This window comes from Kitasatospora albolonga (genome assembly GCA_002082585.1).
Taxonomy (GTDB): Bacteria; Actinomycetota; Actinomycetes; order Streptomycetales; family Streptomycetaceae; genus Streptomyces; species Streptomyces stephensoniae.
Window position 1 is genome coordinate 2392240 of the sequence record CP020563.1, and the last position, 25938, is coordinate 2418177.

At 76.1% G+C, this 25938-nt stretch carries 17 protein-coding genes and 2 pseudogenes; 15 read left to right on the forward strand and 4 right to left on the reverse strand.

The annotated features are described in order from the left end of the window. Positions 1-152 precede the first annotated feature (152 nt). A complete protein-coding gene (locus B7C62_10355; GenBank protein ID ARF72631.1) occupies positions 153-2030 on the forward strand; it encodes an AfsR family transcriptional regulator in 1878 nt (625 codons plus the stop codon). A gap of 31 nt (positions 2031-2061) precedes the next feature. Here B7C62_10355 and B7C62_10360 read toward each other — a convergent pair whose 3' ends face one another. Next, the gene (locus B7C62_10360) at positions 2062-4659 is read right to left on the reverse strand and encodes a serine/threonine protein kinase (GenBank protein ARF72632.1); all 2598 of its coding nucleotides are present in this window, start codon (positions 4657-4659) and stop codon (positions 2062-2064) included. Between the two features lie 65 nt (positions 4660-4724). Beyond that, positions 4725-6047: an MFS transporter gene (locus B7C62_10365; protein ID ARF72633.1), complete on the reverse strand. Its 1323-nt coding sequence runs from the start codon at positions 6045-6047 to the stop codon at positions 4725-4727. Positions 6048-6871: 824 nt separating this feature from the next. Here B7C62_10365 and B7C62_10370 point away from each other — a divergent pair. The 7 genes from B7C62_10370 to B7C62_10400 all read left to right on the forward strand — a co-directional run bounded on the left by B7C62_10370 (position 6872) and on the right by B7C62_10400 (position 14711). Continuing rightward, the gene (locus B7C62_10370; protein ID ARF72634.1) at positions 6872-7945 is read left to right on the forward strand and encodes a radical SAM protein; all 1074 of its coding nucleotides are present in this window, start codon (positions 6872-6874) and stop codon (positions 7943-7945) included. After that, positions 7942-8670 carry a hypothetical protein gene (locus B7C62_10375; GenBank protein ID ARF72635.1) on the forward strand — a complete coding sequence of 243 codons (729 nt, stop codon included), beginning with the start codon at positions 7942-7944 and terminating at the stop codon, positions 8668-8670. Before B7C62_10370 ends, B7C62_10375 begins: the two co-directional genes overlap by 4 nt. After that, positions 8667-8888, forward strand: a complete 222-nt coding sequence (locus tag B7C62_10380; protein ID ARF72636.1) for a hypothetical protein — start codon at positions 8667-8669, stop codon at positions 8886-8888. The genes B7C62_10375 and B7C62_10380 overlap by 4 nt, the downstream gene beginning before the upstream one ends. Before the next feature lie 136 nt (positions 8889-9024). After that, the gene (locus tag B7C62_10385; GenBank protein ID ARF72637.1) at positions 9025-12285 is read left to right on the forward strand and encodes an adenylate/guanylate cyclase domain-containing protein; all 3261 of its coding nucleotides are present in this window, start codon (positions 9025-9027) and stop codon (positions 12283-12285) included. 3 nt (positions 12286-12288) lie between these two features. After that, positions 12289-13257, forward strand: coding sequence for a serine protease (locus B7C62_10390; protein ARF72638.1), 969 nt, complete (start codon positions 12289-12291; stop codon positions 13255-13257). Further along, complete coding sequence (locus B7C62_10395) at positions 13241-13846, forward strand: GAF domain-containing protein (protein ARF72639.1); 606 nt, start codon at positions 13241-13243, stop codon at positions 13844-13846. Before B7C62_10390 ends, B7C62_10395 begins: the two co-directional genes overlap by 17 nt. A 76-nt stretch (positions 13847-13922) precedes the next feature. After that, positions 13923-14711, forward strand: coding sequence for a xylose isomerase (locus tag B7C62_10400; GenBank protein ID ARF72640.1), 789 nt, complete (start codon positions 13923-13925; stop codon positions 14709-14711). 49 nt (positions 14712-14760) lie between these two features. On the opposite strand, the gene B7C62_10405 is transcribed toward B7C62_10400, so the two are convergent. Both B7C62_10405 and B7C62_10410 read right to left on the reverse strand, forming a co-directional pair. Next, positions 14761-16008 (reverse strand): 4-hydroxy-3-methylbut-2-enyl diphosphate reductase, encoded by a 1248-nt coding sequence (locus tag B7C62_10405; protein ARF72641.1) that lies wholly within the window; start codon positions 16006-16008, stop codon positions 14761-14763. A gap of 209 nt (positions 16009-16217) precedes the next feature. Beyond that, positions 16218-17846: a hypothetical protein gene (locus B7C62_10410; protein ARF72642.1), complete on the reverse strand. Its 1629-nt coding sequence runs from the start codon at positions 17844-17846 to the stop codon at positions 16218-16220. 346 nt (positions 17847-18192) lie between these two features. Between B7C62_10410 and B7C62_10415 the strand changes: the two are divergent. From B7C62_10415 to B7C62_10445, 7 genes and pseudogenes are all read left to right on the forward strand, one after another. After that, positions 18193-19270, forward strand: a pseudogene (locus tag B7C62_10415) (acyltransferase). A 15-nt stretch (positions 19271-19285) separates the two neighbouring features. After that, the gene (locus B7C62_10420; GenBank protein ARF72643.1) at positions 19286-21190 is read left to right on the forward strand and encodes an acyl-CoA oxidase; all 1905 of its coding nucleotides are present in this window, start codon (positions 19286-19288) and stop codon (positions 21188-21190) included. Further along, positions 21187-22290 (forward strand): 3-oxoacyl-ACP synthase, encoded by a 1104-nt coding sequence (locus tag B7C62_10425; protein ARF72644.1) that lies wholly within the window; start codon positions 21187-21189, stop codon positions 22288-22290. The genes B7C62_10420 and B7C62_10425 overlap by 4 nt, the downstream gene beginning before the upstream one ends. Continuing rightward, positions 22287-23132, forward strand: coding sequence for a short-chain dehydrogenase (locus tag B7C62_10430; GenBank protein ARF72645.1), 846 nt, complete (start codon positions 22287-22289; stop codon positions 23130-23132). Before B7C62_10425 ends, B7C62_10430 begins: the two co-directional genes overlap by 4 nt. Positions 23133-23134: 2 nt before the next feature. Beyond that, positions 23135-24285, forward strand: a pseudogene (locus tag B7C62_10435) (3-oxoacyl-ACP synthase). After that, the gene (locus B7C62_10440; GenBank protein ID ARF72646.1) at positions 24255-24515 is read left to right on the forward strand and encodes an acyl carrier protein; all 261 of its coding nucleotides are present in this window, start codon (positions 24255-24257) and stop codon (positions 24513-24515) included. Before B7C62_10435 ends, B7C62_10440 begins: the two are co-directional and overlap by 31 nt. A gap of 77 nt (positions 24516-24592) precedes the next feature. Further along, on the forward strand, positions 24593-25816 hold the full coding sequence (locus tag B7C62_10445) for a 3-oxoacyl-ACP synthase (protein ARF77084.1): 1224 nt from the start codon (positions 24593-24595) through the stop codon (positions 25814-25816). Positions 25817-25938 lie beyond the last annotated feature (122 nt).

Sequence of the window (25938 nt, forward strand, 5' to 3'; positions counted from 1 at the left end):
GCCCCCACAACCTGGGGGTGCCGGACGGTTTCGGTCGGGTGTGCGGGCGGAACATGCGGGTCCGGCCCCGATGTGCCGGTGACCGTACGGCGGCAGCATCGGCAGGTACGTACGCCAGTCTGCCGCCCGTCCCCGCTCCCGGAGGCCCGCTGATGATCCGACCTCCCGTCCGCCCGGCCCCCACCGGCGCGGTGTACTTCTCCCTGCTCGGCCCGCTCACCGCCCGGCGGGACGGCCACCCGCTCCCGCTCGGCCCGCGCAAACAGCGCCTCGTTCTCGCCACCCTGCTCGCCCGCCCCAACACCCCCGTCCCCGTCGATGTGCTGACCGACGCGGTATGGCCCGAGGACCCTCCCCGCACCGCGCGCAAGAACCTCCAGGTCTACGTCAGCGCCGCCCGCACCCTCCTGGGCGGTGCCGGAAGCGACGGCCGGGACCGGGTCGTCCACGGCTGCGGCGGTTACCGGCTCCGCATCGACGAGGGCGAGCTCGACACCCTGCGCTTCCGGTCCCTGGCCCGCGCCGGGCGGGCCGCCGGGGAGCGCGGCGACCTGCGGACGGCCGCCCGGCTGCTGCGCGAGGCCCTGGACCTGTGGGAGGGGCCGCCGCTGAACGACCTGCGGGACTCCACCGGGGTCGCGGAGGAGGCCGAGCGGCTGGAGGCCCGATGTCTGACCGTGTACGAGGACTGGGCCGAGACCGAGATCGAGCTCGGCCGGGCCGCCGTCGCGGTGGACGGCCTGCGCGATCTGGTGGAGCGCCACCCGTTGCGGGAACGGCTGCGGGCGGCCTGGATGAACTCGCTGCACCAGTCCGGGCGGCAGGCCGAGGCGCTGGCGGTCTACGACGACTACCGGCAGTTACTGGCCCGGGAGTTGGGGCTTGAGCCGAGCCCGGCGATGGCGGCCCTGTACGGGGCGATGCTCGGCCGGGGCCGCGCCGCCCGTCCCTCCGCGAACACCCGGAACACCTCGCGCCGTACGGCCCTGCCCGCAGCGCCCCGGGACTTCACCGGCCGCCGCGAGGAACTCCGCGACCTGCTGGCCGTGCTGGGCTCGGCGGACGAGCGCGTGGTGATCGTCTCGGGTCCCGCGGGCTCCGGGAAGTCGGCGCTGGCCCTGCGGGCGGCCCATCTGCTCGGCGACGGCTTCCCCGACGGGCGCTTCCACGTCCGGGTCCGCCGCGAGGACGGCACGACCCGTACCCCGGCGGAAGTCCTGGGCGCGTTGGGGCGGTTGTCCGGGGCGCCCGTTCCGGCGGGACAGGAGGGGGCAGCGGGACCGGAGGGGGCTCCGGAAGGGGCCGGGGGCGGCGCGGCGGCCGTTTCGCAGGACGCGGAGGACGCCTGGCAGGAGTGGCTGTCGCAGCACCGGGCGTTGATCGTCCTCGACGACGTACCGGACGAGGCGTCCGTACGGGGGCTGCTGCCCCGCTCCGGGCCGTCCTCGGTGGTGCTCACCGCGCGCGGGCAGCTGGCGGGGCTGGCCCCCGTGCACCGGATCGCCCTGGCCTCCCTGGCGGACGGCGAGGCGCTGGAGCTGCTGGGCAAGCTGATCGGGGCCGGGCGGCTGCGGACCGATCCGGGGTCGGCCCTGCGGATCGTCCGGGCCTGTGGCGCCCTGCCGTTGGCCGTGGGGGTGGGCGGGATGCGGCTGTCGGTGCTGCGGCATCTGCCGCTGGCGGAGTACGCGGACCGGCTCGGCGATATGTCGGCGGCCCTGGACGAACTGGTCGCCGGGGATGTCTCCGTACGGCTGCGGATGGCGTCCGGCTGGCAGGACCTGACGGCGGACGACCGGCGGGCGCTGGGGCGGCTGGCCGGGGCCGTGCAGGACGGCGGGTTCACCCTGGACGGGGCGATGGAGGCGCTGGGGTGCGGGGAGCGGGCCGCGATCCGTACGGTCGAGTCGCTGATCGACGCGGGGGCGGTGACCTCGCCGACCGGGGAGGTCACCGCGCACGCCGCGCTGTACGAAGTGCCACGGCTGCTCTGTCTGTACGCGCGGGAGCGGGAGGATTCCCGCACGTGAATCCTCCCGCTCCCGCGCATGGGTGTTCCCGTCAGCCCAGGGTGAGCAGCTCCAGCAGGCCGCCGCCCTCCCTCGGCCCCTCCGCCTCATCGCCCTTTCCGGCAGACAGGAAGTGCAGGGCCAGCAGCAGCCCCGCCGCCCCCGTGGCCAGGTCGGCGGAGCAGCGCCGCAGGGTGGCGCCCGGGACCAGCAGCCGGTCCCCGTCGGCGATGAGGTGCCAGGTGAGGTTGCGTACGGAGGCCAGGACCTCGGGCCCCGTACGGCCCTCCGGCGACAGCTGGCCGGCCGTGGCGGCGAGCCCCGCCCGGCCGGTGAACAGCCCCGGTTCGCGGACGAACTCCATGGCGCAGCCCTTGCGCACGCCGGGGATCAGGGCGCTCAGGGCGGGGTCCTCGTGGTGGGCGGTGTACGCCTGCGCCACCAGGGCGACGCCCGAACTGCCCTGGTTCAGATAGAGCAGATGGCGTCGGCCGTCCTTCACCTGGAGCGTGCCGTCGTCCAGGGCGACGAGGTGTCCCGCCTCGCGTTCCAGGGCGGTGCGGGCGGCCTCGCGCAGCCAGGTCTCGCCGGTCAGGGCGTACAGCTCCAGGTGGAGCAGGGCGGCCCCGCTCAGCCCGCGCAGCAGCCCCGCCGACTCCGGGAGGCGCACCCCGGCCACCGGCTCACCCCGTACCAGCCGGTCCAGTTCGCGGGCGGTGCGCAGGGCGGTGTCGGTCAGCCGGGGGTCGGGGGCCCGGCCGTCCAGGGCCCGGGCCAGGCGCAGCGCGGCGAGGGCGGTGCCCGCGCGCCCGGTGAACAGGTCCGCCGAGGGGGCCGGGGGCGCGGCGGACACCGCCCGGTCCCACAGCTCCCGCCCCTGCTCGGCGCGGCCCAGGAGCGCGAGCACCAGGGCCGTGCCCGGCAGCCCGTCGAAGAGGCCGCCCGGCGCGGCGGGGTCCCTGCGGTACGCGGCGGACACGAGCCAGTCGGTCCACTCCCCGGGGACGGGGGCGCCCGTCCGGTGCAGGGCGTACAGGACCCCGGCCGCGCCGTTCGCGAGGTCGGTCCCGCCGGTCGTGAAGAGGCCCGGGCCGCCGGGGAAGAGGCGGTCCGCCCGTTCGGGGGTGGCCCCGGCGCGCACCCCGGCGAGCAGGCGGGTGCGGAGGCCCGCCCAGTCCACGTCCGGCCCCTCGAACAGGGCCGCCACCTCGGCCTCGCGCCGCCGTGAGGCATCCAGGCCGTGGAGGAGGGCGGGGCGGCGCGGGCCCGCCCCGGCCCCGAGCCCGTACCGCCGCCGGGCCCAGCTCTCCAGCGTCAGGGCCTTCGCCCGCTCCAGCCCGGCCATCTCCGTGAGCGGCATCAGCATGGTGAGCCAGGTCGCCCAGAGCGCGTACGCGTCGGCCTCCGCCCCGGGGGTGCCGGGCGGTGCCTGGAGCCCCTGGGCCCCGGCGAGCGGGGTGTCCGGGTCGTCGAGCCCGGTGGCGTACTCGAAGTCGACGAGGGCGATCCGTCCGTCGGGCCGGACGATGATGTTGGAGGGGTGCAGATCGCCGAAGCGCAGGCCGCGCGCGTGGATCGCGTCCAGCGCCCGGGTCAGTTCGCCGGCCATCGCCTCGGTCCAGGCGACGTAGGGCGCGAGCTCGTCGGCCGTGTCCGCGCCGCGTACGAGGGCGAAGCGGGCGACGATCTCGTCCAGGAGGGTGGCGCCCTCGATGTGCTCCTCGATCAGGAAGTGGTGCTCCCAGACGGTCCGTACGCCGTACACCCGCGGTACGCAGTCGAGTCCGGCCAGCGCCGTCAGCGCCCGGTGCTCGCGGTGCAGCCGGGTGACGGCGTCGTCGCCCGCCCCGTCGAGGCCGCAGTGCGGACGCGCCTCGCGCAGCACCACGCGGCGGCCCGTCCGCCGGTCCGTGGCCAGGTAGATCCCGCCCGCGTTGGAGAACTGGAGGGCCTCGGTGACCGTGTACGGGAAGGTGTCGTCGCGGGCGGCGGCGCGCGCCGCGAGGTGCGGGCGCAGGAACGGGGGCACCTCGACCCAGGCGGGCGTACGGAAGACCACACCGCGCTCGTCGGGTACGAGATTCCCCGAGGGGTCCCGGAGAGCGAGCACGCGTCGGCCCTCGCCGTCGGCGCACCAGCGGGGCACGTAGGCGCCGTACCGGGTGTACACGGGGGCGTCGCCGATCCGCAGGTCGCTGAGGATGTAGGGGCCGCTCCGCCCGGCCAGGGCCGTGGACAGCTCGTCGGCCAGCGACCGGAAGGCGGTGTCGTCGGGCGGGTAGACGGCGATGAACTTGCCCGCGCCGCCGCGGTTCATGTGCTTGTCCGCCATCAGCGCCAACGCCCGTGCGCTGCGCAGGAATTTGAACGGTACGCCGTGCCGGAGGCAGATCCGGGCCACGTCCCGCAGGGTGGCCTCGGCCTCGCCGGGGACGGTGGACACATGGATCTTCCAGCCCTGCTCGGCCGGTTGGGTGTGCTCGGGTGTCAACGAGGCCCACAGGCCCACGGATTGGCGGCGCCAGCCCGGCGGGGGCGGGTCGGTGGCGAGCCGGTAGCGGGAGTCGGCGTCGGGCAGCCGGTCGGGGGTGTCGTAGTACGTACGGTCGGCAAGGCAGTAGAGCTGGGTTTCCTGGACGGCGGCTGGCACGCTCGGCTCTCTCTTCTCGAAGGGGGCGAATGCCTCTCGCGGGGGCGAGGACCGCTCGGAGGGGGTCAGACCCCGGGGGTGGCGTGCTTGGGCCCGGGCTCCACCGGGTCGGCGGGCTCCGGCGGGTCGGCGAGTTCCGGCCGGCCGTCGGTCCCGGCTTCCGGCGGGTCGGCGGGCCTCACCGGGTCGGCGGGTTCCGCCCGGGCCGAGGAGGCGAAGGTGACCACGAGGGCGGACACGGCCAGCACGCACCCGGTCAGGCCGAAGGCCCAGCGGGCCCCGAACGCCATCAGCAGGGCGCCGCCCGCCAGCGGCCCGAACGGCTGGACCATGGAGGACAGGAAACCGGCCGCGCTCTGCACCCGGCCCACCTTCTCCTCCGGGGTCACCACCAGCAGCTTCGACAGGAACCCGATACTGGCGACCGTCGACAGGAACATGCACAGCGCGCACATCAGCCCCGCCACCACCGGTCGGCCGATCCACGCCATCACCCCGGCGGCCGTCACACAGGTCCAGCAGGTGGCGACGATCAGGACCCGGGAGTGCCGGGCGGGGTCGATCCGCGGGGCGAACAGCGCCCCGGCCAGGGCCCCGGCGGAGACACAGCTGATGACGAAGCCGCCGCCGATCCCGGACCGGCCCCCGTCGGAGAACGCGGTCAGCGCGATGAAGGTGAGGGACCCGAACGCGAAGTTCATGCCCAGGCCGAAGATGAGCAGGACCGTCCGCAGATAAGGGATCTTCCACAGGAACGTGAGGCCCGCCGTGAGTTCCCGCTTGCTGAACGCGGAGCCCGCCGCCGTCCTGGCCCGCGAGCGCGTACGTACGAGAGCCACGCAGACGGTCGAGGCGAGCAGGCCGAGCGCCTCGACCGCGAACGGCAGCGCCGGGTGGAGGCCGAAGAGCGCGCCCCCGACGAGCGGCCCGACCAGCCGGGCCGTCTGGGTGCGCGCCTGGAGCCGGGCGGTGGCGGTGCCCATCTGGTCGGCCGGGACGACCGCGCGCATCAGGCCGAAGACGGCGGGCGCGTAGACGCTGCTGATCACCGCGCCCGCCCCGGCGACGAGCAGAACGAGCACCATGGGGGCGTGCCCGTGGAAGACGGCGATGGTCAGGGCGGTGACGACGGTCAGGCTGCCGACGTCGCACAGCCTCATCAGCCGACGGCGTTCGATGCGGTCGGCCATCACCCCGCCGGGCAGCATGGTGATCAGGACGGCTCCGACGGACACCGTCCCGACGGCGCCGGCCTGCACGGGGGAGCCGGTCTCCTTGAGGACCAGCAGGGGGAGGGCGAGGGCGCTCATCTGCCCGCCCAGAACCGCGAAGAGGCCGCTCAGCCAGAGCAGCCGGAAGTCCCGGTTTTCGCGTAGCGGCTTGGTCATCGTGGTCTCCCGGTGGTGGGCGGGGGTGTCGGGGGGCGGTGTCGGGGGCGGTGTCAGTGTCGGGGGCGGTGTCAGTGTCGGGGGGCCATTCGGCGGAGGCGGTCGCCCTCCGGGGCCGGAAGCGGCGGCGGGGCGGCTCCGTCGTGACGGAACCGCCCCACATCACCGGCCGGTCGGCCGGGCGCCACGGCGGGAGAACTCCCCCGGCCTCCGTGGCGCCGCCCGCCCCGGTACCGCGCCCGGTCAGTTCTCCAGGACGACGCTGAGCACGCTCACGCAGCTGCCCGGCGCCACGACCTTGTCGACGGACGTCTCCTGGAGGTCCAGCACGGAGTGCGCCTCGACCTCGGCGGTGCCGTCCTCGTTGGTGTCGTCGGCGGCGGGCTTCGTGTTCTCGGACATGGTGGTCTCCGTCCACTCGTCACTGCTGACCCGGAATCCGTCGGATGCGTACCGCGGTCCCCGGTGCGGCGGGCCGTTGCCTGCCGTTGCCGAGAAAGTTAGGAGGGCCGGCCTGGGAGACGCTTCGGCGGCGGTATGGCGGCGGTATCGGGCCAGCTCGACGGCTCCGGACCCCGCCGCCGGGGATCGCCCGGCGCCCCTCGGCCCGCCCCGGCCCCCCTCCTGAGCTGCGGTCATACCGTCGCTGAAGCGATGGCAGACCGCCGGTGAACCGGCCCGGCACAGCCTGGACGGGCGCCCGACGCGCGCAGCCTGTGAATACGGACCGCGCACAGCCCGTGAACACGGACCGCGCACAGCCCCGCAGGGCGAACGCACGCGGATGCACGCGGACGCATACAGCCCCGAAGGAGGCGGCCCGTATGGAACTCGCCGAACTCGTCGGACTGCGGCCCTTCCCGGCCGCCGGTCTGCTGCTCGGCCTCACCCGCCGCTGCCCCCTGCGGTGCGGGCACTGCTCCACCGGGTCGGACCTGACCGTGCGGGAGGAGCCGGACGCCGGTCAACTCCTGCGGTTCGTCGGCTCGTTCACCGAGGAGAACCGGCCGGACGTCGTCATGCTGACGGGCGGCGAGCCACTGCTCCTGCCCACGCTCACCGGCGAGCTGAGCTTCCTGGCGCGCCGCGCCGGATCGCGTACGGCGGTGCTGAGCGGGATGTTCTTCGCCCGCTCGCGGGAGATCCCGCCCGCGATCCTGCGCGCGATCGCCCAGGTCGACCACTTCTCCGCGAGCCTGGACGTCCACCACGAGCGGGAGGTGGCGCGCGCCGACGTGTTCCGCGCCCTGCACCGCATCCGGGAGTCGGGCGTCAGCGTCAGCTTCCACCTCACCGGGACCGGCGCGGCGGACCCGTATCTGGCCGACATCACCCGGGCGATCGAGCGGGAGTTCGGCGGCCGGGTGCCGTGTCTCGTCAACGAGGTGCGGCCGTTCGGCCGGGCCGCCTCCTGGGCCCGGCCCGCACGCAGCGGACCCGATCCCTCGGCGGCGGCCCCGTGCTCGATGGCCGCCTGGCCGGTGGTCGCCTTCGACGGTACGGTGCTGGCCTGCTGCAACCAGGACACCGTCGACCGGCGGCCCGCCCCGGCCCATCTGGACCTGGGGCACATCGGCTCCGACGACTGGGGGACCGTACGCCGACGGGCCCTGGAGTCACCGGTGTTGAGGATGATCCGTGCGGTCGGCCCCGCGCATCTGGCCGCCCGCTCCGGTGCCGCGCCCCGGCCGGGCTCCTACTGCGACGGCTGCCGGGCGCTGGACGGCGACGAGGCGGTGGCGGCCGGGGCGCGTGCCGTGGCGGCCGGGCCCGCGGGGGCGCTGCTCGACCTGACCGCCGCGCTGCGGGGTGCCCAGGGCGGGCCGGAGGGGGTCGTCCGGCGGCACGGCTGCCCGGCGTACGCGCCGCTGGTGGGCGCCCGGGGCGCAGCGCGATGAGCACCGCCGTCGCCAGGACCTCAGCCCGTCTGCGTACCAAACTCCTGCTCCTCGAACCGGAGTTACGGGGCGCGACCGCCCATATGTGGCGCGCCGGGGACCTGTTGCCGCGCTACCGGGCGTACCTGTGCGCCATGCACGCCGTGATCCGGGCCTCCGTACCGCTGATGGAGCTGGCCCTGCGGCGTACGTCGGAGAGGCGCGGCGATCCGCTGGCGGAACCGCTGGCCGCGTACCTGGCGGAGCACATCCAGGAGGAGGCGGACCATGACGCCTGGCTGCTGGAGGACCTCCGCGCGGCGGGCTCGACGCCCGGGGAGGCACTCGGCCCGCTGCCGCCGCCGGATGTGGCCGCCCTCGTCGGCCCCCAGTACTACTGGATCGAGCACCACCACCCGGTGGCCCTGCTCGGCTATATCGCCGTACTGGAGGGGTACGCCCCCGCCCCCGGCCTGACCGGACGCATCGCCGCGCTGACCGGGCTGCCCGCCGCCGCCCTGCGGACCGTACGGGAGCACGCGGCCCTGGACACCGGCCATCTGGACGAGCTGCACGCGCTGCTGGACCGGCTGCCGCTGACCCGGGAGCAGGAAGCGGCCGTCGCGGTCAGCGCGCTGCACTCCCTCGACGCGCTCACCCGGCTGTTCGTCCGGCTCGGGCGCTCCGCACCGGCCCCGCCGCCGCGGGGAGCCGGACCCACCCCACCGACGGGAGTCACCCGATGACCGGACCACCACCGAACGATGCCGAAAAGCCTTCCATGGAAGCCGCGTTGCACGAGGCAGGCTTCCCCGTGGACCTCCTCACCGAGGAGCAGCGCCAGGTGCTGAGCGAGCTGACACCGCAGGAGCTCACCCTGCTGCTCGACGTCAAGAGCCGGCTGGACGCGGTGGGCCCCGAGGTCCAGGCCCACGGGGAGATCGCGGGCGGCGCGCTGTTCTAGACGCGCCTTCCGGGGCTCCCCGGGGTGGCGTCCGCGCCAGGACGGGGGTCCGGCGCGGGCGCCACCAGGACCGGCCCGGATCAGCAGATCCCGCCCGGATCACGAGAGTTGGACCAGGAGAGTTGAGGACCCGCCCATGATCTGCCCCTCGTGCCGACAGGATCTCCCCGCCACGGCCCGGTTCTGCTCCTCGTGCGGAACACCGTGCGCGGGTCCGGCGGCGGTGGCGCCCGCGCCCGTCGCGCCGCCGCCGGAGGACGAACGCAAGCCGGTGACCGTGCTGTTCTGCGATCTCGTGGGCTCGACCGCGCTGTCGGGGGTGCTGGACCCGGAGACCCTGCGCACGGTGACCCTGCGCTACTTCGAGGCGATGAGCGCCCAGATCGTGGCGCGTGGCGGCACCCCGGAGAAGTTCATCGGGGACGCGGTCATGGCGGTGTTCGGCGTACCGGTGGTCCGCGAGGACGACGCCCGCCGGGCCCTGGCGGCGGCGCTCGGGATGCGCCGGGCGCTGGACGCCCTCAACGAGGAGCTGCACGCCTCCCTCGGCATCCGGCTGACCACCCGGGTCGGGGTCAACACCGGTCAGGTGGTGGCGGGTTCGGATGCCACCGCCCGGCAGGCCCTGGTCTCCGGGGAGGTCGTCAACATCGCCGCCCGGCTGGAGCAGAACGCGGGCCCCGGCGAGATCCTCATCGGCCCGCAGACCCTCCTGGCCGCAGGCCCCACGGTGACGGCCGAACCCACCGGACCCCTCCGGCTGAAGGGCAAACGCGAGAGCGTGACGGCCTACCGGCTGCTCGCCCTGGGGGCGGACGACCCCGAACTGCTGCGCCGCTTCGACGCCCCCTTCGTCGGCCGGTCCGCCGAACTGCACGCTCTGGAGAGCGCGTTGGACGATGCCGTACGAGGTGAGCGCTCCGGCCCGCTGCGGGTGACCGGCGAGGCGGGCATCGGCAAGACCCGGCTGGTACGGGAGTGGCTGACGCTCCGGAGCGGCGCGGGCGCCCTCACGTACGGGGCGGGCCGCTGCCGCACCTACGGGGACCACGGCACGCTGGCCCCGCTCGCCGACGCCGTACGCCCCCTGCTCCCCCGCCCCGGCCACACCCCCGTGGACGAGGCGACCGACGACGCCATGGCCCTGCTCTCCGGGGGCCTGCTGCGGGACGGCACGCCGAACGCGCCCTTCGAGGACATGTGCGCCGCGCTGGCCGTGGTCCTCAGGCGGGCGGCCGGGGCCCGGCCGGTGGTGCTGGTGCTCGACGACTGGCACGCGGCGGCGCCCCTGCTCGTACGGACGGTGGAGCGGCTGACGGGCGGGGCCGGACCGGAACGCACCCTGGTGATCTGCGCGGGCCGCCCGGAGGAGCGGCAGGGCCCGGGGGCGACCGGCGGGAAGCAGGAGCACCTCCAGCTCACCGGCCTCCCCCGCACGGAGGCCGCCCGGCTCGCCGCCGGTCTCGCCCGGCTCGACGGCCGCCCCGCCCCGGCCGACGACCGGCTCCTGGCCCGCGCCGAGGGCAACCCCCTGTATCTGGAACAGCTGTTGGTCGGCGACGGGGCCACCGCGTCAGGCCCGGAAGGGGAGTTGCCGCCCACGCTCCAGGCCCTGCTGGGCGCCCGCATCGGGGCGCTGGCCCGGTCGGAGCGCGGGGTGGTGGATCTGGCGGCGGTGATCGGGCGGGAGTTCACGGCGGCGGAGCTGGTGCGGCTGGAGGTCTCCGTACGGACCGGGGAACAGCCCGTTTCCGTACGGACGGCGGAGCACCCGGGGACGGAGGCCGGCACGGAGGCCGACGCCGAGGCCGACTCGGAGACGGGCGGGGGCGGGCACGGGGGCCGGGACCGGGACCGGCTCCGCGTCGATGACGCCCTCGACGCGCTGGCCCGGCGGCGGCTGGTGGAGCCCGCGCCCTCCGGTGGCGGGGCCCCGTCGGCGTACCGGTTCAGCAGCGGGCTGGTGCACGAGGTCGCCTACGCCTCGCTCTCCAAGCGGGCCAAGGCGGAGCGCCACGCGTGGGCGGCGGAGCTGCCGAGCGTGGCGCGGAGCGGGGACGGCGCGGTCGGGGGCCATCTGGAGCGCGCCTACCGCTACCGCGCCGAGCTGGGGCTGCTGGACGACCGGGCCCGGCTGCTGCGGGACCGCGCCGCCGCCGCGCTGGGCCGGGCCGGGGCGCAGGCCGCCGCCCGGTCCGACCTGCACTGGGCGCACGGGCTGCTGGAGCGGGCAGTGGAGCTGCGGCCGGACGCGGCGGGGGCGGTGCGCGGGCTCGGGGAGGTACGGGTGGCGCTCGGCCGGGTCGAGGAGGGCGCCGAACTCCTGCGTACCGTAAGGGACTTGCCGACCGATCCCGTCGAGGCCGCGCACGCCCGGCTGGCGCTGGCGGTGCTGGACCCGGCGGCGGACCCCGGCCCCGCCGCCACTGCCCGCTCGGTGCTCCCGGTCTTCGAGGCAGCCGGGGACGCCGTCGGCCGGGCCCGGGCCCACCTCCGCCTCGCCCAGCAGCTCCAGCGCTCGGGCCGCCACGCGGAGGCGGAGCGCGATCACGCACGGGCCCTGGAGCACGCGGTGGCGGCCGGGGCCGAACCGGAGCGGGCCGGGGCCCTGGGCGCGATCGGGATCTCCCTCTGGCGCGGGCCGCTCCCGGTACCGGAGGCGGTGGAGCGGTGCCGTGCCCTGCTGGCGGCCCACGGGTCCGGGCGGCCGACGGTCCGGACCACCCTCAACTGCCCGCTGGCCGTGCTGTACACGCTCCAGGACCGGCCCGGCGAGGCGTACGCGTGCCTGGCCGAGGCCGAACGGCTGGCGGGGAAGCTGGGGTTCGCGGAGGCGGAGGTGTTCCTGCCGGTGTTCCGGGCGACCGTGGAGGCGCTGCTCGGCCGGGAGGCGGCGGCCCTGGCCCTGCTGGGCCGGGCGGACGCGGCGGCCCGGCGCACGGGGGCGGCGGGGATGCGGACGGCGCTCGCGCTGGACGCGGCCCGGCTGGAGCTGGACACCGGGAGCGAGGACCGGGCGGCGGGGTGGCTGGCGGGGATCGGTGACGCGTCGGGGCTGAGCCGCGCGGACGCGGCCGACCTGGCGGGGCTGCGCGCCCGGCTGGCGGCCCGGGACCGGCCGGACGAGGCGCTCCGCCACGCCGAGGGGGCCGTACGCGCCTCCCTGTTCACGGACTCGCCGCTGGTACGGGCCGCCGCCGAGCTGGACCGGGCCCGCACGCTCGCCGCGCTGGGGCGCCGGACCGCCGCCGGGGCCGCCGCCCGGAGCGCCGGGGACCACTTCGCGGGCAAGGGGCATCTGCCGGGGGTCCGCCGGGTGGCCGCCTTCCTCTCGACGCCCACCACGACCCCGGCCACCCCCATGGCCATGACGAGTACGACGAGGGAAGGGAGCTGACCGATGGGCACCGCGGCAAGGACAACGGCCCCGGGACTGGGCCTCACCTGGAGCCTGCGCGGACGCGGCCCCGAGGACGTGCCCGTACTGGGCGATCCGGGACCGCCGGGCGGACACCCCGCCGGGCCCGCCACCGGACGCGGCGTACGGGTCTGCGTGGTGGACTCGGGGGTGGAACGGGACCATCCGCTGGTCGGCGAGCCGGCCGGTTCCTGGGTGGTCGTCAAGGACGGCGAGAGCGGGGAGATCACCGTCGAGCCGACGACCACCGGCGACACCTGCGGACACGGCACCGCGTGCGCGGGCATCATCCGCCGGACCGCGCCGGAGTGCGAGATCCACAGCGTACGGGTGCTGGGCGAGCGGTTCTCCGGTACGGGGGACGTGCTGATGGCCGGGTTGCGCTGGGCGGTCGAGCAGCGCTTCGACGTGGTGAACCTGAGCCTGTCGACCACCCGCACCCGCTTCGCGCAGGAGCTGCACTCCCTCGCGGACAGCGCCTACTTCGCCCGTACGGTGATCGTCGCCTCGGCCCACAACACCCCGGTGGAGAGCTTCCCTTGGCGGTTCGCCTCGGTGATCTCCGTCGGCAGCCACCAGGAGGACGACCCCGGTCTCCACCTCTACAACCCGGCCCCGCCCGTGGAGTTCTTCGGGCCGGGGCAGAACGTGTCCGTGCCGTGGCTGGGCGGCCGGACGATCCGCACCACCGGGAACAGCTTCGCCACGCCGTACGTCGCCGGGCTCTGCGCGCGCATCCTGTCGGCGCATCCCCGGATGACGGCCTTCCAGCTCAAGAACGCCCTCTATCTGTCGGCGGCCAATGTGCGGCACGCCCCGGACCCCGTGCCCCCCGGTCCCGCACGCCCCGGCCCCGCGCACCCGGGTCCCGTACACCCCGATCCCGTACGCCCGCGTCCTTCGACAGCGGTAGGAGAAACAGGAGATGACCGCGATGACTCCGAGAACTGAATCCGCCCCCAGGCCGGTCCCCGCCCTTTCCGACGCTCCCCGCAACGAGCTGCTCCAGTCGGTCGTCGACGTGGCCCGGGCCATCTTCGGCGCCGCGGCCAGCTCGGTCCTCCTGCTCGACGAGGAGGCGGACGAGCTGGTCTTCCAGGCGGTCTCCGGGGAGGGCCAGGAGTTCCTCGTGGGCCGCCGGTTCCCCGCCGGGCGCGGGATCGCGGGCTGGGTGGCGACCTCGGGCGAGCCGATGGTGGTGGACGACCTGACCGCCGCGCCCTCCTTCGACCGCTCGCTGGCGGAGTCCACCGCGTACGTCCCGAACTCCCTGATGGCGGCCCCGCTGATCAGCGAGTCCCGCGTCCTGGGCGTACTGGAGGTGCTGGACCCCTCGCCGCAGGCCCGCTCCAGCGTGCGCGAACTGGACCTGCTGGCGATGTTCGCCCGGCAGGCGGCGGCGGCCCTGCGGGTGATCACCCCGGAGCCGGTCGCCGCCCCGGGTCTCGCGGCGGCCGGTCCGGTGCTGGTGGGCGCGCAGCGGGAGGACGCGCTGCGGCTGCTCGGTAGCCTGGAGCAGGTCCTGCGGGGCCCCGCATAGCGGCCGGTGCGGCGGGCAGGAGCCGGGGAAGGCGCCGGACCTGCTCCCGCGCGGTGACGAAGGGAAGGACACGCACGTGAAGCTCGCTTTCTCCACGCTCGGGGTGCCGGGAATGCCCGTGGCCGAGGTCGTCCGGCTCGCCGCCGAGCACGGTTACCGGGGCGTGGAGCTGCGCGCCCACCCCGAGGAGCCCGTGCACCCGGGGCTCTCGTCGCTCGAACGGGCCGATGTGGTCGAGGAGTTCAAGGCGGCCGGGGTGGAGATCCTGACCGTGTCCGGGTATGTGCGGGTGGCCGCCGAGGGCGACGACGAGGCGGTCTCCGCGGAGCTGGCCGAGCTGGTGAAGCTCGCCCGCGACCTGGGCGCCCGGTACGTCCGCGTCTTCCCGGGCGGCGGCGACGCGGACGGGGCGGACGCCGACGCGACGGCCGCCCGCAGGCTGGGCGCGGCCGCCCCGGGCGCCGCCGACATGGGGGTGAGCATCCTGCTGGAGACCCATGACACGCACAGCGCGGGCGCCGACGTGGCCCGGATCGTGGGGACGGTCGGCCACCCCCGGATCGGGGCGATCTGGGACGTCCTGCACACCTGGCTGGCCGGGGAGGACCCGGCGGCGAGCCATGCGGTGCTCGCCCCGCACCTCGGCTACGTACAGGTGAAGGACGTCGCGTCGGCGGACGACCTCACTCCGCTGCCCCTGGGGGCCGGGGTGCTGCCGCTGGCGGCCTGCCTGGACGGGCTGGACCCGGACGCGTGGGTCTGCTGGGAGTACGAGAAGCGCTGGCACCCGCAGGCGGCGGAGCTCCCGGCCCTGCTGAGCGCGGGCCGGGACCATCTGCTGCGGCTGGGGGCGCCGAAGCAGTAGCGGCCGGGTGCCCGGCGGGCCCGTACGTCGTCCGTACGGGCCCGCCCGCTCATGCGGGCTCGTGGGCTCCCCGGTCGGACAGCAGGTGCGTCGAGCGGACCGTGCGCAGGACATGACCGGTGGGGCCGAGGCCGTCCAGGACCCGCGCCACCTCCCGGGCAGGCCCGTCCTCCGGCCCCGGCCACGCTCCCGGTCCCTGTCCCGCTCCCGCCGGGTCCGTCCCCGTCCCCGTCGCCGTGTGCAGGAGGGTGATCGTCGCCCCGTCGACGTCCTCGGGCCGGAGCCGGTCCAGGCTCGTGACCTCCCGGACCCGTACCCCCGACCCGGCGGCCCGGACCAGTGCGGTGCGGACCAGCGGGCTGTCGCCGCCGCCGGTGACGAGGAGCGCGTCGGACTGGGCGAGGACGGAGCCGACCGCCGTGTCCAGGTCGTCCGTGGTGCAGCACCACTCCCAGGGGTGCTGCCCGCGCAGACGCGGGAAACGCCGGCGCAGGACCCGCAGGATGCCCGCCGCCTCGGACACCACGGCCCCGGGGGCCACGACGAACGCGAAGCGCTCGGGGTCCTTGACGGTCAGCGCCTCGGCCTGAGCGAGGGTCGTCGCCCTCTTCAGGGCCGCGTCGGGCGCCCGGTGCGGCCAGCCACCGCCGGTCCCGGGCGCCGGGGCGCCGACCACCACGACCTCGTCGCCCCGGCCCACGGACCGGTGCAGCGAGCGCTCGGCGAAGGAGGCGGAGAGGCACCCGGAACCGGCGGAGCACCCGCAGGGCAGCCAGGCGCCGCCGCCCGGTTCGCCCGTCCTGCCCCCCTGTCCCGGCCCCTGCTTCCCCTGGGAGGGCACGGACGCCTGAGGGGGTGCCGGGGAGGCGGCGGACCGGACCTCCGCCGTCGGCGCCCCGGACGGGGCCGCCCCCTCGCTCACGTACAGCAGCCGCCGGGTCCGTAACACCGCCTGCCAGGAAGCGATCTGCCGGTGGGCGAAGGCGACCGCCGGGCCGTCCTCGCTGCGGGCCGCGAGGGCGAGGCCGCGGTGGCCTCCCTCCGGCCGCTCGTAGGAGACCGCGACGACGGTGGTCGCCGCCGGACCCCGGTCGTCGCCGTTCACGGCCTTCTCCTCCCACCGCCGGGCGTCGACGGTGTACCCGGCCCGGCGGGCGTGCGCGGAGAGCAACGGGTGGGCGGGGCAGTCCATATGACCGCGTACGGGGTGCCACCATGCCGTGGCGATCGCGAGAACGCCGGGGGCGACGGGGAGCGCGGTAGTGGGAAACACGTCGGAGCGCTTGCTGCGGTTCATCCGTTCCTGCCGGTGGTCGGTGACGCCCGGAAGGGTCTCCGGGCAGCGACCTACAACCGGTGGGGCCTCCCGGTTCTTCCGGCCACGGCCGGTCCTCACTCCTCCGGCCCAATGCCCACGGGGCCGGGAGCCGGTCCGGCGGTCCGTCAGGGGGCCGAGAGCCGGTCCGGGCGGCCTGCCCAGGGACCGGGAGCCGGTCCAGCGGTCCGTCAGGGGGCCGGGCCGCGCGGTGCGGGCCGTCGGCCGCCGCGCGTCCCGCGCGCGGCGGCCACCTCCCGCACCCGGCCGAGCAGCGCGGCCACGGCCGGGGTTCCGCTGTACGGGCGGGCCTTGGCCGTCAGCAGGCGCACCCGGTCGTCCGCGCGGGCGCTGCTGATGTGCGGGTAGACGTCGAGGAACGTGTGCCAGGTGCGGCACGCCTGTTCCAGATGGCCCACGGCCAGCTGCATCTCCGCCAGCTCCGCGAGGGACAGGGCTCGGGAGCGGCGCTCGTCGGCCGGGCGGTGCCGCAGGGAGAGGGCGAGCTCCCGGGCCGCGGTGTGCTGGTCGCCGAGGCTCGTCGCGACGGTCGCGCGCTGGAGGGCGAGGGAGCCGGGGTGGAAGGCGCCCACGGGGGTGTCACCGTGCGGCGACCGGTCCAGGCAGCGGTCGGCCGCCGCGAGGTGGCGGGCGTACCGGGCATCGCCGCTGCCGGCCAGGGTGACGGCCAACTGGCCGTGCAGGAAAGCCTGTTTGTGCGGGGGAGCGTGGCGCAGAGCGGCTTCGGCCGCTCGTTCGGCGAGCTGCCGGGCCTCGGCGAAGTGCCCCAACGCGTGCGCCTGCACGCTCAGTCCGCGCAGCGCGAGGCCGTATCCGACCCGGTCACCCGCCTCACGGGCGAGGTCGGCGCTCGTGAGATAGAGGCGCTGCGCGGCGGCCTGGCGGTTCATGTCGAAGTGGGTGAAAGCACAGAGGTAGGTGAGCCGGGAGGCCACCGCGAAGAGTTCGCGCCGCACGGCCGGGCCCATGTCGCAGGTGAGCCAGGGGAGGACCGTCTCGAAGAGATAGAGCCGCAGGGGCTCGTACACCGGTCCGGCCCCGAGGACCGCGTCCCCCCGGGAGAAGAAGGCCAGCAGCTCGTTCGCCGACTCCACATGCCCCCGGTCCACCCGTCCGGGGGGAGCCGGTGACGGCCCTTCGAACCCCGGGGCCCCGGACGGCTCCTGTTCCGGCCCCCCGGTCCGTCGTCCCCCGCCCGCCACGGCCGGTGGCGCTTCCGGGGTGCCCGAGGGGGCGCGCGGTGGCGGTTCCGGGAAGTCCGACGCCCTGTGCGGTGTGCTCCGGATGCCGGACGGCCGGGGCGCGGCGTCCTGGTCGCCCCGGTGGCCCTGGTCGTCCCGGTCGTCCCGGTCGCCCCTGCCGCCCTGGTGGCCCCGGTCGCCCCTGCCGTCCCCGGCCGGACAGTCCAGTGCGGCCAGCGAGTAGGCGCCGGACAGGGCGGCCCGGTGCCGCCCCGCGGTGCGCAGGGCTCCGTCGAGACGTTCGACGGCGCTTCCCGCGCCCGGCCCGGCAGGGCCGCGGAGCACCCCTTCGGCCCCCTCAAGTCCGGTGTCCGCGACCCGGACCGCTCGGCCCAGACGGCGGGAGAGCGCTTCGGCGACCAGGGCCGGAACGGGGCGGCGGGGGCGGCTGCCCGCCAGCCAGTGCGCCACCGACGTGCGGTCGTAGGACAGGGGCGTGCCCTGCTCGGCACCGAGCGCGTTGACCTCACGGGCCAGCCTCGCGCCGCTCCATCCCGCCTCGGACAGCAGGAAGCGCAGGGCCTGATTCGGCGTACGGGGTGCGCGCTCACGGCTCATGTGTCTCCCTCTCCACAACCGGGCTCCGGGCCCCTTCCGGCCACGGGCCCCTCCGGCGCCCCACCGCTTCGCTCCGGCCTCCCCCGCACCGCCGCGGTACCTCCCGGTTCAACATGCTTGCGTGTTCAACATGTCTGGAACCTGCCTGGTGGCGGTATCGGCCCCTCTCTCGCACAGACTTCAAGGGTGAAGGGCCTTCCCGGCCCCGCACAGTGCGCACCACGTAGCGCGTCGCCCTCACCGACTGCGCCCGTGCGCCCCCTCACGGCAACAACCGCGCTGAGCGCGCCCCCTTCCTCCACCCCACCAGCGCACCTGCCCCCCACCGACCGGAGAAGCACCATGCATGACGGCCCTCCCCCACCGCCCCGGACCCCCGGCACCCCCCCACGCCCCCGCCCGCCCCGCCCACTGGCGACGGCCCGTCCACCTCTTCCCCCGGCCAGGGCGACTTCTCCGTCAGCACCCTGGTCGGCTCGGCCCACACCACGCCCGGTCTGCGCACGGCCCTCCGCGAGGTCTTCGAGCAGGTCGACACCGTGGCCGCCGAACGCGGGCTGCCGGAGCTCGGCCCGCGGCTGCTGGGGACCGACCCGCCCAGCGGGCGGGCCCTGGCGAACGCGACCACCGGGACCGCCCAACTCGCCCTGTTCGGGGCGTCCGTGGCCATCCACCGGGCGCTCGAAGAGGCGTACGGCGTACCGTCGGCGGCCGTCGGGGTGAGCTTCGGCGAGATCGCCGCGCTCACGGCCGCCGGAGTGTTCACCGTGGCGGACGGCGCCCGCGCGGCGCACGATCTCGCCATCGCCCTCACCTTCTGCCCCGGCGGGCTGACCGCGCTCGCCTGCTCGGAGCGGTCCGCGCAGACCCTGATGGAGGAGGCGGGGGCCACGGAAGCCGTGGTGGCCGTGGTCAACGACGAGCGGTCGGTGGTGGTCGCCGGTCCGGTGGCCACGCTGGCCCTGGTCGAGAAGGCGGCGGCGGACCGGCGCGTGACCGCGGTACGGCTGCGGCTGCCGTTCTCCTCGCACCACCCGGCGCTGGGCCACGCGGCCTGGGAGTTCGCCGCCGCCGTACGGGCCTATCCACGGGCCGTCGCCCGCTTCCCGGTCCACTCTGCCGTGGCGGGCCGCCGGTACGGGCCCTGCGACGATCTGGCCGCCCGCCTGGCCGACTGCCTGGTGCGGCCGGCGGCGGTGCCTCCCGTGCTCCGCCAGGTGCTCGGGTACCGGCCCGGCGTCCTCTTCGAGGCGGGTACGGGCAGCGCGCTGGCGTCCAGCGCCCGCGGCGCGCTCGCCCAGAACCTCGACCCGGCGCCTCCCGTGCGCGCCCCGCTCGCGGAGCCCGACTTCCCCCTGGTGAGCCTCCCGCCCCTCGCCCGCCTTCCCCTCCCCGGCCCCCGACACCTCACGGAGAACCCATGACCTTCCCCGCCCCCCCTGTCCGAAAGCGCCCGCGACGAGATACGCCGACTGCTCCACGGCCCCTGCGATCCGTCCGCCCTGTCCGCCCTGGCCACGCTGCGCAAAGCGCTCGCCGACACCCCCGGGACGGCGGAGGACGGGCCGGGGGCGGGGCGCGCGGCAGGGATGCGCGAGCCCGTTCACGGCCCCGGCCGGGGCCCGCTCCTGCTGCGTCGGCTGCGCGCGCTGGCGGAGGCGCTGCCGCCCGGGGCCGGGCTCCTCGACGACCCGGCCCGGCTCGCCGCCGTCCACGCCCACGCCGCCGTCGCCGACCCGTCGCTCTGTCTGGCGGGGCTGGTCCACCACCTGCTCTGCCTGGGCTCCCTCACCGAACTCTCCGACGACCACCAGGGGTTGGAGCCCCGGCTGTCCGCCCTGCGGGAGGGACGGGCCAAGGGCGTCTATCTGATCACCGAGGCGGGCCGGGCCAACAGCCATCTCGCCACCGCGACCCGCGCCGAACTCGACCCGGCCGACGGCTCGTTCGTCCTGCACACGCCCGACCCCCGGGCCGACAAGTTCGGGAGCGCCGGGACCTGGGGCGTGGAGCAGACGGGGGTGGTCCTGGCCCGGCTCTTCGCCGGGGGCGCGGACCGCGGGGTCTTCGCGTTCATGGTGGGCCTCACCGATGAACAAGGGCCGCTCCCCGGAGTCGAGTTGTCCTCGCCGGTGGCCCTGGACGCCCTGCCGCTCGACTATGTGCACGTACGGTTCCACCGCGTGCGGGTGCCGTTCGCGCACTGGCTCTCCGACGGGGCCCGGATCGACCGCGACGGTACGGTGCACGATCCCGCCGGATCGCCGGAGCAGCGCCTCCAGCGCACCCTGCGCGTCGGGCAGGGGCTGTGGGCGGCGATGCCCGCGGTCGCCGCCGCCACCTCCCGCCGCTCCGCCGTACGGGCCGTCACCTACGCCCGGCAGCGCAGCACCGAGAGCCGCCTCGCCCCCGGGGTGCCGCTGCTCGCGTACCGGGCCCAGCAGACCGTGGTCCTCGGCGCCCTCGCCGACGCCTTCGCCCTGACCTGCGCCGCCGACGGGGCCCTGGCGGTACGGACCGCCACCCCGGCCCCCGGAGCGCAGGGCAGGGAGGCGATGGGGTTCACCCCGTGGGCCGCCGTCAGCCAACCGCTCGCCGCCTACAAGGCCGTGACCGTCCGGACCGCCGCCCGCCTCACCGCCGAGTGCCAGCACCGGTGCGGCTTCTCCGGCCAGCTGACCGTGAACCGCCTCGCCGCCTACCAGGGCTTCCACCACGCCTTCGACACGGCGGGCGGCGACAGCCAGCTGATCTTCTACGACATAGGCCGCACCCTCGCGGAGCAGGAACAGGAACAGGAGCAGGAACAGGAACAGGCGCACGCCCCGGGGCCGGTGCCCGGCCCCGCCTCCCCCCACTGGTGGCCCGCCGTCATCCACCGCCACGAGGACGATCTCGTACGGGAGTTGAGGAAGCGCGGCGCCACGGACGCGACCCGCGACCCCTTCGAGCGGTGGAACCCGCTGCTGGAGCGGGCCGGTCTGCTGGGCGAGGCGCGGGCGACCCGGCTGATGGCCGACGACGTCACCCGCGTCCTGGGGCGGCTCCGCGACCCCGGCCTCGTACGGGCCCTGACGCCCCTGGCCGCGCTGCACGGTGTGCTGGCCGCCCGCCGCTGGGCCGGTTCGCTGCTCACACTCGGAACGCTGGAACCGGCGGACGTGGCGGCGCTGTCCGGGGCCGCCGACCGGCTGTGCGACGCGGTGATGGAGCAACTCCCGCTGCTGCTGGCGGTGTTCGGCGACGACGAACCCGACGGCACGGACGCGGCCCCGCTGGCCGCCCCCGACGTCAACGCCGCCATGGCCGCCACCCTCACCTGGACGCGCGGGGCCGCCTCATGACCGCCGAACCGACCGCCGGACACGGACAGAAGACGGCCGGCACCCGCCGCATCGGCATCCTCGGCCTGGGCACCCACCTGCCGCCCGGCACCCGTACCAACGAGGAGGTGGCCCGGGACGCCGGAGTGACCGCGCAGTGGATCAGGGAGCGTACCGGCGTCCTGACCCGTCATGTCGCCGGGCCCGACGAGGCGGCCTCCGACCTGGCCGCCCACGCGGTCCGTTCGGCGGTCGAGGCGGCGGGGATCGCCGTCACGGACGTCGGGCTGCTGGTCTGCGCGACCTCCACCCCCGACGAGCTCGGCCCCTCCACCGCCTGCCGCGTCCAGGCCCTCGTGGGCGCCCACCGGGCCGTCGCCCTGGACGTGGGCGCGGCCTGCTCGGGCTGGCTCTTCGCCGCCAAGGTGGCGTACGACTGGCTGCGCGGGTCGGAGCGGGACGGCTACGCGGTGGTCGTCGGCGTGGAGGCGTACTCCAAGTTCCTCGACCCCACCGACCGGGGCACCTCGGTCCTCTTCGCCGACGGGGCGGCGGCCACCGTGCTGGGGCCGGTGGACGCCCCGTACGGGTTCGCGGACTTCCGGCTCGGCTCCGACGGGACGCAGGCCGGGCTCGTCCTGATCCCGGGCGGCGGCAGCCGGCTGCCCGCCGCCCCGGCCACCCTCGCCGCCGGGAGCCACCGCATCCGCATGGACGGGCGGAGCGTCAGCCGGTTCATCGTGGACGTGCTGCCCCGGCTGATCACCGAGGCGCTGGACCGGGCCGGGCTCGGCGTGGAGGACATCGCGTGCTTCGTCTGCCACCAGCCCAACCCCGTACTGCTGCGGCGGCTCGGCGGCGAACTCGGCATCCCGGCGGAGCGGTTGGTCGTCGTCGGTGACGAGGTCGGCAACATCGGGGCCGCCAGCGCCGCCTACGCGCTCGCCGCCGCCGCGGCCCGGCACGGACTGCGCCCCGGGGACCGGGTGCTGCTGACCGTGTTCGGCGCCGGAATGACCTGGGGCAGCGCGCTCCTCACCTGGAGCGGGGCCCACGCGCAGATGCCCGTACCCGTACCGGACTCCCCCGTACCGAACGCGTCAGAAAGGAACCTGCCATGAACGCCGTGGATCTCTTCCGTCTGGACGGTGCCCGCGCCCTGGTGACCGGTGGCTCCCGGGGCATCGGCCGGGCCGTCGCGGAGGGCCTCGCCGACGCGGGGTGCGACCTGGCCGTGACCGCCCGGACCCTGCCCGCGCTCGACGCCACCGTACGGGCGGTGGCGGAGCGGGGGCGCAAGGCCGTGGCGCTCGACGGGGACCTCGCCGAGCCGGGTACGGCGGCGACGCTGGTCGACCGGGCCGCCGCCGCGCTCGGCGGGCTCGACGTGATCGTGCACAACGCCGGAACCCTGCCCACCACCGAGGACGGCAGCCCGCTGCTGGTACCGCTCCAGCAGGCCGAGCAGCGCGACTGGGAGAGCGTCGTCTCCGTCAACCTCAACGCCACGGCGGCCGTCTGCCGGGCCGCCCACCCGTATCTGCTGGAGTCCGGCCGGGCCAGTCTCGTCCTGATGTCGTCGATCGCCGGGATCGTCGGCACACCGACGATGGAGGCGTACGCGGCGACGAAGGCGGCCCAGCTGTCGCTGACACGGAGCCTGGCGGTCGGCTGGGCGCGGCAGGGCATCCGGGTCAACGCGCTCTGCCCGGGGTGGACGCGTACGGACATGACCGCGTTCGCCAGTGAGGCCGGTGCCCTGTCGGACTGGCTCACCAGCCATGTGCCGATGGGCCGTTGGGCCACGACGGACGAGGTGGTCGGCGCGACGCTCTTCCTCGCCTCGCCCGCCTCGTCGTTCGTCACCGGCCACGCGCTGGTGGTGGACGGGGGGCTGGCGGTGCCGGACGGCGGTCTCGCCGGCCACCCCAAGCCGCCCTCGCCCTTCGCCGCCGCGGGCTGACGATGCGGACCCACGAGACCGCCGTCGTCATCGGTGCCGGCTCCTGCCTCCCGCCCCACGTGGTCGACAACGACGCCGTCATCGCGCGCGGCGCGCTGCTCACCGACGCGGGCTGGATACGGGCCCGCACCGGCATCGAGCGCCGCCGCCACGCCTCCCCCGGCACGAGCACCGGGGACCTGGCGGTCGGCGCGGGCCGGGCGGCGCTCGCCTCCGCCGGGGGCGCCCGGCCCGACCTCGTCCTGCTCGCCACCTCCACCCCCGACCACCCGTGCCCGGCGACCGCCCCGGAGGTCGCGCACCGGCTCGGGCTCGGGACGGTGGGCGCGTTCGACGTGTCGGCGGTCTGCTCGGGGTTCCTGTACGCCCTGGCCGTCGCGGCCGCTCTCGTACGCTCCGGGGCCTGCGCCGCGCCCCTGGTGATCGCGGCGGAGACGTACACCGCCATCGTCGATCCCGCCGACCGGACCACGGCCCCGATCTTCGGCGACGGGGCCGGGGCGGTGCTCCTGCGGCCCGGCGGGCGGGACGAGCCCGGGGCCGTCCTCGCCACCGACCTCGGCTCGGACGGCAGCGGGCGGGCCGCGATCACGATCCCGGGCGGCGGCGCCCGCCACCCCCGCCATCTGCCGCCGCCCGGCCCGGACGCGCACTTCTTCCACATGGCGGGCCGGGCCGTCTACGCCCACGCCGTACGCCGCATGACGTGGTCCTCCGAGGCCGTGCTGCGGCGGGCGGGCTGGGCGCCCGACTCCGTACGGGCGTTCATCGGCCACCAGGCCAACCAGCGCATCCTGGACTCGGTCGGCGACCGGCTGGGCATCGCGCCCGCCCACCGGTACGGCAACATCCGCGAGCTCGGCAACACCGCCGCCGCCTCCGTTCCCCTGGTCCTGGCCGACCCGGCCGTGCACCGGGCGGTGGTCCCCGGCGAACGCACCCTGCTCACCGCGTTCGGCGGCGGCTACACCTGGGCGTCCGCCGCCCTGACCTGGCCCGACGTCACACCGCTGGCCGAGGAGCCGGACACCGCCCCCGCCTCCGCCCGTACCGCCGCCCCTGCCGTCCCCGCTGTTCCTGTCCCCGCTTCCGTACCGCCACCACCCCTGTGAGGAGCCCCCGATGGACGACCGCGTCTACCCCCGCCTCGTGACCCTGCTCGGCGACAAGTTCGAGGTCGCCGCCGATCTCATACGCCCCGACGCCACCCTCGGAGACCTGGAGCTGGACTCCCTCGCCGTGGTGGAGCTCTACGTCACCCTCCAGGAGGAGTGGGAGATCCCGCTCGACGACTCCGCCGCCACCGCCGAACTGACGGTGGCGGAGGTGGCCCGCTCGGTGGCGGCCCTGCTCGCCCCCGGGAAGGCCGGCGGCACACCGTGACCGGGGACCGGGGGCACATCACCGTGCCCGGCACCCCGGAGTACGCCCCGGCGCCCGGCGCTCCACGGCCCACCCCCGTGACCGACCCGGTCGCCGTCACCGGCATCGGTCTGGTGACCCCCGGCGGCATCGGCACCGAGGCCACCTGGGCGGCGGTCTGCGCCGGGCGGGCGACCGCGGGCACCGATCCCGTACTGGCGGAGGCGGGTGCGCCGGTCCGGATCGCCTGCCGGGTGCCGCCGCAGGAGGGGGTACGGGGGCGGGTCTGGCGGTTCGACCCCGCCACCCGGTTCCTGCTGACCGCCGCCCGCGAGGCCCTCGCGACGGCCCGGCTGGACCCGGAGCAGTGGGAGCCGGGGCGGGTCGCGGTGGTCGTGGGCACGGCGGCGGGCGGGGTCACCACCCTGGAGGCGCAGCACCGCAAGCTGCTCGCCTCCGGGCCCGGGGCGCTCTCCCCGCTGACGCTCCCCGCGTTCCTGCCGAACATGGCCGCCGGTCAGCTCGCCCTCGAACTCGGCGCCACCGGACCGTCGTTGCAGACCTCCACCGCCTGCGCCTCGGGGGCGACGGCGGTCATCACGGCCGCGCTGCTGCTGCGGGCCGGGCTGTGCGATGTGGCCGTGGCAGGCGGTACGGACGCCATGGTCACGCCCCTGTGCGCCTCGGCGTTCGCGAAGATGGGCGCGCTGTCCCGGCGGGAGGGTGACCCCGGCTCCGCCTCACGCCCGTTCGACCGGGACCGCGACGGTTTCGTGCTGGGCGAGGGGAGCGGGGTGCTCGTCCTGGAACGTACGGCTCACGCCGCCGCCCGTACGGTCCGGCCGCTGGCGCTGCTCGCCGGGTACGGCGCCACCGGCGACGCCCACCACCCCACCGCCCCGCACCCCCGGGGCGCCGGGCTGCGGGCGGCGACCGCGCGGGCGCTGGCCGGGGCGGGCCGGACCCCGGACGAGGTCGGCCACATCAACGCCCACGGCACGTCCACCGCGCTCAACGACGCGGTGGAGGCCACGGCGATCCGGGAGCTGTACGGGACGGGGACCGGCCCCTCGGTCACCTCGGCCAAGGGCGTCCTGGGGCACACCATGGGCGCGGCCGGGGCGATCGAGGCGGCGCTGACGGTGCTGAGCGTCGCGCGCGGGACCGTACCGCCCACGGCGGGCTTCACCGCCCCGGACGCCGCCACCGCGGGCATCGACCTCGTCCGCGCGGCCGCCCGGCCCCAGCGCGTCGGCCTCGCCCTCAGCCACTCGCTCGGCTTCGGGGGACACAACACGGTCCTGGCGTTCACGGCCGCCTGAGCCTCTTTCAGCGCTGCCGGGAGGGGCGGCCACTCCTTCGCGCGCGTGTCGCTCCCGGTGCTCCCCCACCCCCTTGACCGAAAGTTACTTCCCCTATATCCGTATCATCTTGGAAGTTTCTT

Excerpts from the sequence above, each read along its gene's own strand:
- B7C62_10355 (ARF72631.1), top strand. The coding sequence starts at position 153 with ATGATCCGACCTCCCGTCCGCCCGGCCCCCACCGGCGCGGTGTACTTC.
- B7C62_10365 (ARF72633.1), bottom strand. The coding sequence starts at position 6,047 with ATGACCAAGCCGCTACGCGAAAACCGGGACTTCCGGCTGCTCTGGCTG.
- B7C62_10370 (ARF72634.1), top strand. The coding sequence starts at position 6,872 with ATGGAACTCGCCGAACTCGTCGGACTGCGGCCCTTCCCGGCCGCCGGT.
- B7C62_10375 (ARF72635.1), top strand. The coding sequence starts at position 7,942 with ATGAGCACCGCCGTCGCCAGGACCTCAGCCCGTCTGCGTACCAAACTC.
- B7C62_10380 (ARF72636.1), top strand. The coding sequence starts at position 8,667 with ATGACCGGACCACCACCGAACGATGCCGAAAAGCCTTCCATGGAAGCC.
- B7C62_10385 (ARF72637.1), top strand. The coding sequence starts at position 9,025 with ATGATCTGCCCCTCGTGCCGACAGGATCTCCCCGCCACGGCCCGGTTC.
- B7C62_10390 (ARF72638.1), top strand. The coding sequence starts at position 12,289 with ATGGGCACCGCGGCAAGGACAACGGCCCCGGGACTGGGCCTCACCTGG.
- B7C62_10395 (ARF72639.1), top strand. The coding sequence starts at position 13,241 with ATGACTCCGAGAACTGAATCCGCCCCCAGGCCGGTCCCCGCCCTTTCC.
- B7C62_10405 (ARF72641.1), bottom strand. The coding sequence starts at position 16,008 with ATGAACCGCAGCAAGCGCTCCGACGTGTTTCCCACTACCGCGCTCCCC.
- B7C62_10410 (ARF72642.1), bottom strand. The coding sequence starts at position 17,846 with ATGAGCCGTGAGCGCGCACCCCGTACGCCGAATCAGGCCCTGCGCTTC.
- B7C62_10425 (ARF72644.1), top strand. The coding sequence starts at position 21,187 with ATGACCGCCGAACCGACCGCCGGACACGGACAGAAGACGGCCGGCACC.
- B7C62_10430 (ARF72645.1), top strand. The coding sequence starts at position 22,287 with ATGAACGCCGTGGATCTCTTCCGTCTGGACGGTGCCCGCGCCCTGGTG.
- B7C62_10440 (ARF72646.1), top strand. The coding sequence starts at position 24,255 with ATGGACGACCGCGTCTACCCCCGCCTCGTGACCCTGCTCGGCGACAAG.